At 70.5% G+C, this 12,075-nt stretch carries 13 protein-coding genes and 2 pseudogenes; 10 read left to right on the top strand and 5 right to left on the bottom strand.

The window, feature by feature from the left end:
• The first annotated feature begins 203 nt into the window (after positions 1–203).
• Positions 204–899 (top strand): Shedu anti-phage system protein SduA domain-containing protein, encoded by a 696-nt coding sequence (locus tag LCE31_RS28305; RefSeq protein ID WP_225019149.1) that lies wholly within the window; start codon positions 204–206, stop codon positions 897–899.
• A gap of 202 nt (positions 900–1,101) precedes the next feature.
• On the opposite strand, the pseudogene LCE31_RS28300 reads toward LCE31_RS28305, so the two are convergent.
• The 3 genes and pseudogenes from LCE31_RS28300 to LCE31_RS28290 all read right to left on the bottom strand — a co-directional run.
• Positions 1,102–1,350: pseudogene (locus LCE31_RS28300) on the bottom strand (LLM class flavin-dependent oxidoreductase); the annotation flags it as partial.
• Between the two features lie 178 nt (positions 1,351–1,528).
• Entirely contained in the window at positions 1,529–2,017 is a 489-nt protein-coding gene (locus tag LCE31_RS28295) for a hypothetical protein (RefSeq protein WP_225019147.1), read from the bottom strand.
• 25 nt (positions 2,018–2,042) lie between these two features.
• A complete protein-coding gene (locus LCE31_RS28290) occupies positions 2,043–3,086 on the bottom strand; it encodes a hypothetical protein (RefSeq protein ID WP_308042319.1) in 1,044 nt (347 codons plus the stop codon).
• A 604-nt stretch (positions 3,087–3,690) separates the two neighbouring features.
• Between LCE31_RS28290 and LCE31_RS28285 the strand changes: the two genes are divergently transcribed.
• The 6 genes from LCE31_RS28285 to LCE31_RS28265 all read left to right on the top strand — a co-directional run bounded on the left by LCE31_RS28285 (position 3,691) and on the right by LCE31_RS28265 (position 6,847).
• Positions 3,691–4,113, top strand: a complete 423-nt coding sequence (locus tag LCE31_RS28285; protein WP_225019145.1) for a hypothetical protein — start codon at positions 3,691–3,693, stop codon at positions 4,111–4,113.
• Complete coding sequence (locus LCE31_RS28280; protein WP_225019143.1) at positions 4,110–4,346, top strand: DUF7848 domain-containing protein; 237 nt, start codon at positions 4,110–4,112, stop codon at positions 4,344–4,346. Before LCE31_RS28285 ends, LCE31_RS28280 begins: the two co-directional genes overlap by 4 nt.
• Entirely contained in the window at positions 4,343–4,474 is a 132-nt protein-coding gene (locus LCE31_RS40585) for a hypothetical protein (protein ID WP_263632399.1), read from the top strand. Before LCE31_RS28280 ends, LCE31_RS40585 begins: the two co-directional genes overlap by 4 nt.
• Before the next feature lie 83 nt (positions 4,475–4,557).
• Positions 4,558–5,718 (top strand): radical SAM protein, encoded by a 1,161-nt coding sequence (locus LCE31_RS28275; RefSeq protein WP_225019142.1) that lies wholly within the window; start codon positions 4,558–4,560, stop codon positions 5,716–5,718.
• A complete protein-coding gene (locus tag LCE31_RS28270; protein ID WP_225019140.1) occupies positions 5,715–5,924 on the top strand; it encodes a hypothetical protein in 210 nt (69 codons plus the stop codon). Before LCE31_RS28275 ends, LCE31_RS28270 begins: the two co-directional genes overlap by 4 nt.
• 119 nt (positions 5,925–6,043) lie before the next feature.
• Positions 6,044–6,847, top strand: coding sequence for an aminoglycoside phosphotransferase (locus LCE31_RS28265; protein WP_225019151.1), 804 nt, complete (start codon positions 6,044–6,046; stop codon positions 6,845–6,847).
• 24 nt (positions 6,848–6,871) lie between these two features.
• Here LCE31_RS28265 and LCE31_RS28260 read toward each other — a convergent pair.
• Positions 6,872–7,455: pseudogene (locus LCE31_RS28260) on the bottom strand (mobilization protein); the annotation flags it as partial.
• 194 nt (positions 7,456–7,649) lie between these two features.
• Here LCE31_RS28260 and LCE31_RS28255 point away from each other — a divergent pair.
• The 3 genes from LCE31_RS28255 (at position 7,650) to LCE31_RS28245 (ending at position 10,374) form a co-directional block, all read left to right on the top strand.
• Positions 7,650–8,441, top strand: a complete 792-nt coding sequence (locus LCE31_RS28255; protein WP_225019138.1) for an SDR family NAD(P)-dependent oxidoreductase — start codon at positions 7,650–7,652, stop codon at positions 8,439–8,441.
• Between the two features lie 98 nt (positions 8,442–8,539).
• Positions 8,540–9,379, top strand: a complete 840-nt coding sequence (locus LCE31_RS28250) for a helix-turn-helix transcriptional regulator (RefSeq protein ID WP_225019136.1) — start codon at positions 8,540–8,542, stop codon at positions 9,377–9,379.
• A gap of 110 nt (positions 9,380–9,489) precedes the next feature.
• On the top strand, positions 9,490–10,374 hold the full coding sequence (locus LCE31_RS28245) for a Cof-type HAD-IIB family hydrolase (protein WP_225019135.1): 885 nt from the start codon (positions 9,490–9,492) through the stop codon (positions 10,372–10,374).
• 34 nt (positions 10,375–10,408) lie between these two features.
• Here the strand turns inward: LCE31_RS28245 and LCE31_RS28240 are convergent, their stop codons facing one another.
• A complete protein-coding gene (locus tag LCE31_RS28240) occupies positions 10,409–12,022 on the bottom strand; it encodes a GAF domain-containing sensor histidine kinase (protein WP_225019133.1) in 1,614 nt (537 codons plus the stop codon).
• Positions 12,023–12,075 lie beyond the last annotated feature (53 nt).

Below are 12,075 nucleotides of genomic sequence, written 5' to 3'. Positions count from 1 at the left end.
AGAACACTTCCTCGCCTTCGCAGGCATCGCCGCAACTCTCATCTGCTACCGACGCCTCACCAAATGAGATGACTTCTAATAGGAGCCCGTACTTTCCCAAGATGGAACGTGACGTGAAAACGCCGATCTTCGGAGTCCGCCAGTTGAGTGGGGTCCATGTGTCGATCGGCAGTACCACAGAGCTCTTCCGAGGTGCACCCAGAGTGAATCTCAGCCTGAACCCTTACAGCGACACGCCGGCCAACACCATGATCCGAAACCTGCATGCCCTTATGGAGCGCGATCCGAGTATTGCTGCGTCTCTCGGCGAGCTCGACGAAGCCCAACTGATCGCCGCTGCGATCCAACGAAGGCGACGGCAGGCGGATCTGGACGAACTTCGGGCGGTGGCCGAAGATCCCACAAGCAACGAGGGCAGGCTGCAGAAGCTCGTTCAGCGCATGACCTGGATATTTGGCGGCGAATTCCTCCTCGGGACTGCCCGCCGCAACCTCACCGTGCGGGACCAGCTAGACGTCGCGTTGATCCGACCAGATGGCACTCTGCACGGTGTCGAACTCAAGCAGGCCAGCATAAAGAAGCTCGTGACAGGGCATCGTAGCCATTTGATTGTCGGTCCCGAAGTTCACGCAGCAGTAGGACAGGCCATGAACTACCTGAGGGAACTGGATGAGAAGCGCCATCAAATCCTGGCCGACCTGCGAATCGACTGTCGGCGGGCGTCGATGACGGTCGTGATAGGGCACAGCGGACTCATCACGAACGCGGTCTCCTCAAGGGAGGTCGACGAGACCATCCGAACCTACAACTCGTATCTGTCCCGCGTGAGCGTCGTGACCTACGACCGCCTGATCGAGAATGCACAACGCACACTCGACCTGGCGTCGCTGGCAGAGTAGGGAGCGTGCCGACGCCCACACGCCGGACGAAGTGCGCCCGCGCCGATGCAAGCCTGATACTGCACGAACGAGTTCGCCTCGCTTCCGCGATACGCAAGCGCCTCAGTTGCTCGCCGCCTCCGTCGACAGTCACTGTCCACGCAATCGTGACCGCTGTGAGGAACTGCCCATCCTTCATATGCCGCGTTTCCGCAGGTCAGCCCGTGATGCATGAGCGAGGCTTGACCGACGTTACGAGGGTGCCCAGGCGGATTCGCTCGGTGGCCGTGGCGGCGGCGGTGAGGGTGGGCAGGGCGCCGAACCAGGCGCGGTCGCGGAAGGTGCGCCAGGAGAGGTGGTCGTAGGTGTAGGCGGCGTGGAAGCCCAGTTCCTCGGCGCGCTGCCACTTCGCGCGGCCTCCCTCGTGCCAGCGGTCGACGGGGAGGATCACGGTGCTCAGGCGCAGGCTCATGCTCCGAGCTTACGTTTCAGCACTCTGTCAGCCGTTCGCTCCTGGGGACGTCATGGTCAAGGGCCGTCACCACTGCGTCGTAGCTGTGGCGGGACCGACCACATCTCCGCAGGCGTGTAGGGGCAGCGATGCAGCGTGGGGAGCGCGCCCCTCGCGCTCTCCCGTGCGGGGCAGCGGTTCACCCGGTGCGGGCCGCGCCGTCGGGCCAGAGCACGTCCACGGGAAGGCCGGCCTCCCGTGCCTCCAGGACCACGTCGGCCGTGCCGCCGCCCTTTCCGCCTGGAGGTTGCCCGTCCCACACGGCCACGAGCCGGTCGGCCCGCTCCAGGATCACGGCGTTGGCGGCCTCGTACGCCTGCCGGCTCGCGGTCTCCTGCTCCAGGACGAGGACCTCGTCGGCGGCCTCGACGAGGCGGTCGAAGAGGGGTGCGTGGTCGGGCTTGACCTTGTTGCGGCGGTAGTCCTGGGACGGGATGACGACGATCAGGCGGCCGCCGGCGGCGAGGACGGCCTCGGCGAACAGGGAGTCGGAGCCCCTGGCGATGCAGGAGACGCCGACGAGGCTGCCGTCGGCGTGGTGTTCGAGCAGTTCCGTCAGGGCGTTGCGGACCAGCGGGACACTGCCGTCGGTCAGGTCCATGTGTCCGGTCACCGCGATGGTCGTCACGGTCTCCCCTTTCCAGGGCTTGGTCTCAGTTCGCCAGGAGGTCGCGGATCATGTCGCGGGCTTCGCGGACCGGTCTGGAAGCACTGTTTCCCACGGTGTACGGGTAGAGCGCGCCGAGTTGGGCCCGTACGCGGCTCGACCGGGTGGCGCGGGCCGCCTCGACTGCTCGGTGGGTCTCTTCGACCGCTGTGGTCAGGTCGCCGAGGAGGAAATGGCATTCGGCAAGGCCGAGTCGGTCGAGCGCGTGGCTACGGCCGGCTTCGGGGCCGCGCCGGGACAGGGCCTGCCCGATCTCGGTGGCTGCCGCTCGTGCGTGCTGCTGGGGACTCTGCCGGGCGAGGTCGAGGAGCCGACCGCCGGTCACTCCTGCCAGCTCGGCCTCGTCGAAGTAGGCGATCCAGTAGGGCTCGTCGGCGTCCCGCGCCGAGTCGAGGGCTTCGGCGGCCTGGGCGGTGGCGCGCTGGAAGGCGCTCGCGCGGCCCATGGCTGAGAACGCCCACGCCTCCCGGGTGTGCAGCATGGCGCGTACTCGGGGGCCTGCGACGCCTCTGGCTCCGTCCTGGGCGAGGCGCACGAGTTCGAGAGCGTCCTGCGGCTTGTCGCGGTAGAGCATCTGGCGGGCCATGCCCGCCAGGACGTTGGCGCCGAAGGCCCGGTCACCGCCCGCGTGCGAGGCGCGCAGGGCAAGGACGTAGTAGTCCTGGGCGCGGCGCTGCAGGCCGGAGTCCCAGGCCATGGTGGCGGCGGTACCCGCGAGCTGGGCCATCACCCGGTAGAGGCGCTGTTCGACCGCGGGCGTCTGCTGCTCCTCAAGGTGCGCGGCGACTTCGCTGAGCTGGCCGAGAACCGCCTTGCCGCGCAGGCCGCCGCCGTACCGGTGGTCCCAGGCACGGAAAGCTCGGGCGGTGGACTCCAGTTCCTCCGCCTCCCGCACACCGAGTCGGCCGGGGCGTCGGCGTGGAGGGGGTCCGGACGCCGGCTGCAGCCACCCCTCGAGGGGGTCGAGTAGGGGAGCACCGGAGAGCGCGGCCCCGGCGAGTGCGCGGGTCGCCGCGCGTCGGTCCATCACGAGATCGCTCCTCGTCAGGTCTGCGGCCAGGCCCGCAGTGGCGTCCGGCCGCCAGGGCACCTCTTGGGCGCTTAACCGCTCGCCGCCCGCCTCATGCGGTGGCTCGTCGTCGGTCTGCCGGGTTTCCCACGGCCGAGGTGCGAGGCCGAGAAGAAGCCCGGGGATGTGCAAGCCGTCAGAGATCCGGCGGATGACGTCGAAGCTGGTGACCTGCTGGCGGCCGCTGATGATCGCGGAGACCTTGCCCGGGGTGAGTTGGCAGGCGGAGGCGATGCGGTTCTGGGACAGACCGCCGTACTTCTTGATCAGCGCGAAGGCGGCTGCGAAGTCGTGTTCCGCCAGGCTCTGCGGAGGTCCTCGCGGTCGAGGACCTCCGGGACGAGCGGGCCGGGGGTGGTGGCGTCCATGGGACCAACTTCCGGAGCGATCGTAAGCGCGATCACGCCTCGTACGAAACGGGGGACGAGTGTATTACCGCCTCGGTAACCCTCGCCGGTCATATGGCGGTTGTCGTGCTCCGCCGAATCTTGACGAGTACCGGAACGGCTCGCCGCCGGTACGGCGGCCCAAGCCGTGGCGGTGCCGGGAGGCGGAGGAGAGAGCGATGAACGCACACCTGAGGGAGTCCTTGTCCGTCCAGCCGGCCTGGGTGAGGGGTCTCCGCGGCCCGGAACTGTTCGCCGCAGGACGGGGCTGGGACGCCATCCGGGTCGAGGCCGGCATCGGGTTGGCGGCGGTTCGCTTCCTCGAAGCCGCCGACGCCCCTGTGGGGCCCGTGCTGCACGACCGGGGGAACAGCCGGACGTACTTCCTCGCTCCACCAGGAACCGCACGGAGGTGGCGGCAGGAGCGGACTCGGGCACTCGGGGACGGAGCGTGGCTCGTGCTGGTCCCTCCGGAATGGGACGGGTTGCTGCGCTGGGCGAGCGGACCCTGCGACGGACTGCTGTTCACGGAGGTGGAGGACCTCGTGACCGCGCTGACCGCGGTGGGGTGTTCCGGTTCCGCCCAGGAGGTGGGCCGATGAGCATGCGTACGGTCGTCCGTCATCAGCAGTGGACGCTGCGGCCTGATCAGGAGCCGGACGCGGAGCCGGTCAGTTACGCGATGCGGTGCGCGGTCTGCGGGGAGGTCTCGCCCGCGTACACCGACTTCACGGCCTCCCAGGACTGGGTGTTCGCGCACGGTGGGCGTCACCCGTCGCACCACACATACCGGGAGATCATCACCCGGCCGTGGAAGGCGTGGTGGAAGCCGTGACCGGTCACCTCGCCACCATGCTCTCCCGAGTCGTCCGCTACACGGGACCGCTACTGATCGTGCTCGTGTCCGCGTCGTGCGGCTTCGTGATCGGTGTGGCCGCATCGACCGTTCGGATCGCGCCCTGAGCTGCGCTGAGCGGGGGGTCGGGCCGGCGGAGCACTGTCGGTCCCCCAGCCCGACCCCGCACACCTCTACCCATGGAGATCCCATGCCTGCAGTGAGCACCCGTACTGAAGAACCGAGGAGAGGATCGGCCCCGCAGCTTGTGGCGAGCCCGTTCCTCGCCCAGTACCTGCTGGTCAAGCCTGGCCGGGCGGCTGGTGTACGCATTCCGGAAGTCCGTTACGAGGAGCTGCGGGCTGCCGGCGCGGAGGGCCGGTCCGTCCCGCCTTGGCTCGTCGACGCGGCGAAGAGGGCGTGGGGCGCTGAGTTGCCCGAGGCGCCCCTCGGTGACGTCGTACTGGTCCGCGAGCGGTCGCGGTACGGCTACGGCAAGGCATCGTGGGAGATCAACCTCGGCTGTGACTACGACTGCGAGTTCTGCTACCTCGGGGAGAAGCGGTTCGAGGGCCTGGACTGGGCGGGCAAGCAGACCCTGCTCCGGGTGTTGAGGGACGCCGGCGTGCTGTGGTTGCAGATCACCGGCGGTGAGGCGCTGATCGACCGCGAGTTCGGCGCGGCCTACGAGTACGCGCACCAGCTTGGCATGATGGTGCAGGTCTCCTCGAATGGCTCCTCGCTGCGCAAGCGACCGATTCGGGAGCTCTTCGCCCACCACCGGCCCTACCGGTTGACCCTGAGCGTCTACGGCGCGACCGCCGCAACGTACGACAAGGTCACCCGGAACCGCGGAGCGTTCGGCCGGTTCATCCACGGCTTGGACGCCGCTCGAGAGGACTCGCTGCCGGTCCGGCTCAACGTCGTCGTCTCGGACGACAACGCGCACGAGACCGACGCGATGGTGCGCCTGGCGGAGTCGTACGGCTTCCCGCATCAGGTGTTCACGAACATGTCGCCGACGATCGACGGCGAGGCGAACCCGCTGGCCACCCAGGCAGTAGACCACCTCACCGCCCGCGCCATCTTCACCGGCTGTAACGCGGGCCACACGTTCTTCCACGTCAACCCGCACGGCATCGCCTCGATCTGCAAGGTCGGCCGCGACCCGAACGTCAACCTCATCACCGAGGGCGTCGAAGCCCTCCCCCGACTCGGCGCGATTGCCGAGTCCCTCCAGCTCCGCACCGGTGGGTGCTCCGGTTGCACGAAGGTCGGCACATGCCGTACGTGCCGGCCACTGGCCAAGCTCTACCAGGACGCGGGGGACCGACGAGATCTCTACTGCCAGCATGGAGGCTACGGAGCATGACCCCGACCACCGCAACCCTCACCCCGCGCCGCGAACCGGTGCTGCTCACTCTCGGCCCGCGTCCGACCACCGGCACCGGTGTCCTGCCGGTGCCGCTGACCGCCGCACCGATCAAGGACGACGAGATCCAGATCATCGCCGACCTGGACGAGGCCGCCGAAGGGGCCGAGTGCAGCTGCTCGGCCGGCGACGACCAGCCCTACTAGAGACCCACCGCGGGCGGGTGTGCGACATCGCGCATGGCACCCCCTTGTGTGCCGCTCCGGCCGTAGTCTGGCCGGGGCGGCACCCCTGTACCCGAACACCCGAGGAACCGCGCGTGTCCATGTGCCGCATCCCCTTCGAGCAGCTCCCCGACGACATCCGGCAGGCCGTCGCGGACAAGGTCGGCTCCGTGTACGCGGCACGCACTGTACGGGGCGGTATGAACTCCGGCATCGCCTCCGTCCTGGAGACGGAGAGCGGCAGCGTCTTCGTGAAGGGCATCCCGACCGATCACCCCCAGGCAGGCGCGCAAGGCCGCGAGGCGGCGATCGCACCACACCTGCCGGCTTCCTGCCCCCGCCTGCACTGGCACCTGGAGGTCGACGGCTGGAGCCTCCTCGGATACGAGGTCGTCGACGGCCGCCATGCCGACTACACCCCCGGCTCGCCCGACCTGCCGCTCGTCGAGGCCACCCTCGCCGAACTGCAGCAGATCAAGGCCCCGGCCGATATCGAGATCAAGGACGCGACGGACCGGTGGGCGGAGTACGCCCCGCTTGGGACGGCGCACTACTTCGGCGGTGATGCACTGCTGCACACCGACTTCGCCCCGGACAACGTCCTGATCACGGGTGGGCGGGCCCGCCTTGTCGACTGGGCGTGGCCGACACGAGGTGCGGCATGGATCGACCCCGGGGCGCTGGCGCTACGGCTCATGGAAGCCGGGCACCCATTGGAGTCAGCCGTCGCCTTCGCAGGGCGCTTCGTATCGTGGCGGGACGCCGAGCCAACAGCCCTCGCGGCGTTCGGTTCCGCTACCGCAGCCCTCTGGCGTGAGGTCGCGGCAGCCGACGGGAGCCCGTGGAAACTGAACATGGCGGAGCGAGCTGCTGCCCTTTCCGACTTTCTTGCCGGGGGCCGGTAGGACTCTCCACTCCAGGTCCGCCGATCATGCGCGCAGGTCTCGTAAGCCGACCTGCTCCTGCGACAACCGCCGTCGGCTGGTTGCGGGTGCAGGCAGTGGAGTCACAGCGGTCTGCACTGCCTGCGTCCCGACACCAGCGGCGGTACGGAACGTGGTGCTGCGCAGCCGGGCGGCTTCGGCTTGGAGGTTGGGGGCGGGGTGGCGGCCCGTGTGCTGGATGCGGGTGATCAGGACGAGGGCGGTCGGCGGGCTGTGGTGAGTTCGCGTCGGGCCGCAGCTTCCTCCAGGAGGTGGTGTGGCCGGTGGCCGCGTGCTTCGGCGTCAGCCAAGACGGCGGCGAGGGCGGGCCAGCCGGTGTCGGAGAGGATGCGGTCCGCGTCGGCTGGGAGGGTCGCCCGTACGTCGTGGGCGAGTGTGCGGCGAGCGGTCTCGCCGGGCCGGCGGGCTGCGAACTCGCTGATTACAGGGGTAATGGCCTGGTCGGCTGCCGCCTGGAGATGCTGGACGGTGGCACGGGCTGCGTCGGCCTGTTGGGCGTGGCCTTTCGCCTTGTGCCGGCGTTCGGCGATGACGGTGGCCCAGACGATCGCGGCGAGCAGGGCTGCCACGGGCCACGCACCGCAGACCGCAGCCCAGCACGCCGCGCCCCACGCCCCCGCGTGGCGTAGAGGGGGACTCGGGGTCCCTGGACAAGTGAAGCCTTCATCCGCCCGTGCGGCCCGCGCAGTGTGATGCGTGGCGGGAGGTCGTAAGGACCGCGGGACGCAACGCGGCCGGCCTCCCGGCATGAAGGGGAGCCCTCATGAGCACGCCCACACCGACCACTTCCACCGCCCCGGCCCCGAAGATCACGATCATCACAGGCGGCAATCGCGGTCTCGGCCGCGACACCGCGCTGCGGCTGGCCGAGGCCGGCACCGATCTGATCATCACGTACCGCTCGCACGGCGAGGAGGCCGCCGCCGTCGTCGGCGAGCTGACCGCGCTGGGCCGCACCGCCCACGCGCTCCGCCTCGACACGGCCGACGTCTCCGGTTTCGCCGCGTTCGCCGACGACGTACGCGGCCTGCTCAAGGAGCACTGGGACAGGGACGACTTCGACTTCCTCGTCAACAACGCCGGTTCCGCCGTCGTCGCGCCGTTCACGGAGATCACCGAGGCCGGGTTCGACCAGATGGTGAACGTCCACCTCAAGGGCGTCTTCTTCCTGACCCAGACCCTCGTCCCGCTGCTGGCGGACGGCGGGCGCATCATCAACCTGTCCACCGGCCTGGCCCGCTTCACCATCCCCGGCATGTCCGCCTACGCGTCCATGAAGGGCGGGGTCGAGGTCCTCACCCGGTACCTGGCCAAGGAACTCGGCGCCCGCGGCATCACCGCCAACGTCGTCGCCCCCGGCCCGATCGCCACCGACTTCGACGGCGGGTCCGTCCGGGACAACCCGGGCACGCGTAACGCGCTCGGCTCCCAGACGGCGCTCGGCCGGGTCGGCGAGCCCGAGGACATCGGCGGTGTCATCGCCACCCTCCTCGACGCCCGCACCGGCTGGATCAACGGCCAGCGCGTCGAGGCGTCCGGCGGCACTCTGCTCTGACCCTTCGCGGGGGCGATCCCGCCGGGGAGAATCGGACAGCGGCCGGCCGCGGGCGCGCGCACGCCGCAGCGCCGGCGGAGAGAAGGAGACTGGCGACCATGGACCGAGTACAGCTTGCGGACTTCCTGCGCACCCGCAGGGAGGCCCTCCAGCCGGAGGACGTGGGCCTGCCCCGCGGCCCGCGCCGCCGCACCCGCGGCCTGCGCCGCGAGGAGGTGGCCGCGCTCAGCGGCATGTCCACCGACTACTACACCCGCATCGAGCAGCAGCGCGGGCCGCAGCCCTCGGAGCCCATGCTCGCCGCCATCGCCCGGGGCCTCCACCTCTCCCTGGAGGAACGGGAGCACCTGTTCCTCCTCGCGGGCCACAGCGCGCCCCGGCGCGCGCTGGCCGCCGACCACGTCGATCCCGGCGTCATGCGCATCCTGGACCGCCTGGACGACACCCCCGCCCAGATCGTCAACGCGATGGGCGAGACGCTGCGGCAGACGCGGCCCGCCGTGGCGCTCCTCGGTGACGAGACCGGTTTCACGGGCCTGGAGCGCAGCACCTTCTACCGCTGGTTCACCGACCCGCTGGCCCGCCGCGTCTACCCGGAGCAGGACCACCCGCGGCACAGCCGCGTCTTCGCGTCGCAACTGCGTGCCGTGTACTCCCGGCTCGGGGAGGAATCCCGTGCCGCCGAGATCGTGGACGCGCTGCTCGCCGCGAGCGAGGAGTTCCGCGCGGTCTGGGGCGCCCACGAGATCGGCATGGTCCACAGCTCCCAGAAGCGCCTGTCCCATCCCGACCTCGGCATCCTCGAACTGCACTGCCAGGTGCTGCACGACGACAGCCAGTCGCAGGCCCTCCTGGTGTTCACGGCGACCCCCGGCTCCGCGAGCCACGAGAAGCTGCGGCTGCTGTCCGTCACGGGCGACCGCAGCCCCGTCCTCTGACCAGAGGGCCTTCTCTGACCAGAGGATCTCCGCTGACCAGAGGGTCGCCCGTCCGCCGGGGAGCGGGCCATCGGGAACGTCCCACTTTCGGCATACGGGAGAATGGCCTGGTGATCTCCCGCCCCGTACCTCCGGCCGACGCGACCGAGTCGCCCCTTCCCGCCCGCCCGCGGCTGATAGCCACCGACCTGGACGGCACCCTGCTGCGCGACGACAAGACGGTCTCGGACCGTACGGTCGCCGCGCTGGCCGCCGCCGAGGCGGCCGGCATCACGGTGTTCTTCGTCACGGGCAGGCCGCTGCGCTGGATGGACGTCGTACGCGACCACGTCCACGGGCACGGCCTCGCGATCTGCGGCAACGGGGCGGTGGTGGTCGACCTGCACACGAGTACACCCGTCGAGGTGCGGCCCCTGCCGCGCACGGTCGCGCTGGACGTCGTGCGGGAGCTGCGGGCCGCCGCCCCCGGCACGTCCTTCGCGGTGGAGTTCACCGACGGCATCACCTACGAGCCGGAGTACCCGCGCTTCCCCCTCGACCCGGGAACCCTCGTCGCCCCGGCGGAGAAGCTGCTCGCCGCCGACGGCCTCGCCGAGGGTCGGGACGACGGCACCACGGCGCCGGTCGCGAAGCTCCTCGCCCACCACCACGACCTGACGCCCGACGGCTTCCTCACCCTGGCGCGCACCATCGCGGGCGACCGCGCGACCTTCACCAGGTCGAGCCCGTCCGCGCTCATCGAGGTCAGCGGGTTCGGTGTCAGCAAGGCCAGCACGCTCGCGCTGTGCTGCGCCGAGCGCGGGATCTCCGCCGACGAGGTCGTCGCGTTCGGGGACATGCCCAACGACCTGGAGATGCTGACCTGGGCGGGTACGTCCTACGCGATGGGCAACGCGCACCCGGACGTCCTCGCGGCGGCGTCCGCCCGTACGGTCACCAACGAGGAGGACGGCGTGGCCGTCGTCATCGAGGAGATCATCGCGCGCCACGGCTGAGCGGCCGGACGCTTCCGCCGCTGCCCATGACGCACTAGGACGGTTCCGGGGCCAGCGGTGCCTGCCACACCACCGTCGTACCGCCGCCGTCGACGCCGAGGCCGCCCTCCACCCGGCTCGAACCCCCCAGCGCCTCCGCGCGCCTGGCCAGGTTGCGCAGGCCGCTGCGCCGGCCGCCCTCCGGGACGCCCACGCCGTCGTCCGCGACCGACAGCCGCACCGCGCCGGTGCCGTCGGGCAGGGTGGCCGTGGCGTCCACGACGACGTCGATACGGTGCGCGTGCGCGTGCCGGAACGCGTTGGACAGCGCCTCGCGCAGCGCGGCGATCAGGTTCTTGCCGGTCAGCTCGCCCACCGCAGAGTCGACGGCCCCGACGAACCGGGACGCGGGCATGAACCCCAGCGGGACCGCCGCCATCTTGATCTCCCGCAGGACGCGGGTCCGCAGCCCCGAGTGCTCCTCCGCGGGCGCCCGCTGAAGGGCGAAGACCGCCGTACGGATCTCCTGGATGGTCACGTCCAGTTCGTCGATCGCCCTCCCGATCCCCGTACGGACCTCGGCGGCCCGCTCGCGCGTCCGGCCGCCTTCCAGCATCATCCCGGTCGAGAACAGCCGCTGGATCACCACGTCGTGCAGGTCGCGGGCGATCCGGTCGCGGTCCTCAAGCACCGCGAGGCGCTCCCTGTCGCGCTGTGCCTCCGCCATCATCAGCGCGAGCGCGGCCTGCGAGGCGAACTGCGCCGCGAGAATCCGCTCCGTCTCGGAGAAGCGCCGTGCCCCACGCGCCCGGGGAGTGGCAAGCGCCCCGATGACCCGGCCGCCGCTCTCCAGCGGCAGCAGCATCAACGGGCCGTACGAGTCGGCCAGATCGGACTGGTCCGACTCGGTCGCCGCGTCGTCCATGAACACCGACTCGCCGTCCAGCAGAGCCGACACGACCGGGCTTGAGGCGGGGAAGACGGTGCCCGGCCTGCTGTTGCCCGGCCTGTCGGCGCAGACGGCGACGACTTCAAGGCCGCCGCCTGCCGCGGGCAGCAGGACGACGCCCGCGTCGGCGCCCGCGAGCCGTCTGGCCTGCTCCGCGACGACGGACAGCGGGTCGGCCGCGTCGCTGCCCGACAGCAGGGCGGTGGTGACGGCGACCGACCCGTCGATCCACCGCTCGCGCTGCCTGGCCGCCTCGTACAGCCGCGCGTTGCCGATCGCCATCCCTGCGGCCGTGGCGAGGACGCGCACCATGTTCAGGTCCTGCTCGCCGAACTCGCCGCCGTCCCGCCGGTCCGCGAGGTAGAGGTGCCCGAGGACCCGGCCCCTGACGCGGATCGGGACGCCGATCCGCTCCATGAGGTCTTCGGTCCTGCCGTGGGTGACGAACTCGCTGTAGTCGTCACCGGCCTCGTCCACGACGGCGATCGCCGTGCAGCGGGCGCCGGACAGTTCGGCCGCGGTGGCGCAGATGCGGTCCAGGGTGGAGCGCAGGTCCAGGTCCGTGCCGATGGAGCGCATGGCTTCGAGCAGCCGCGGCACCCCTTCGCTGAACTCCGCGGGCGCATCGCCGGGGGGCTCCGCGGGCGACTCGGCAGAGCGTTCCGCGGGCGATGCGGTGGGAGGCTCCGCGGGCGGCTCGGCGGGGGGCTCGGACGTCATGAAAAGAGACTAATCAGCATGAATCGCCGGAGAAAGCGGAGAAGGTCCACCTC

Source organism: Streptomyces sp. 8L (genome assembly GCF_020176795.1).
Lineage (GTDB): Bacteria > Actinomycetota > Actinomycetes > Streptomycetales > Streptomycetaceae > Streptomyces.
The sequence above is the reverse complement of the archived record's forward strand: the minus strand, read 5'-3'. Positions and strand labels throughout refer to the sequence as shown.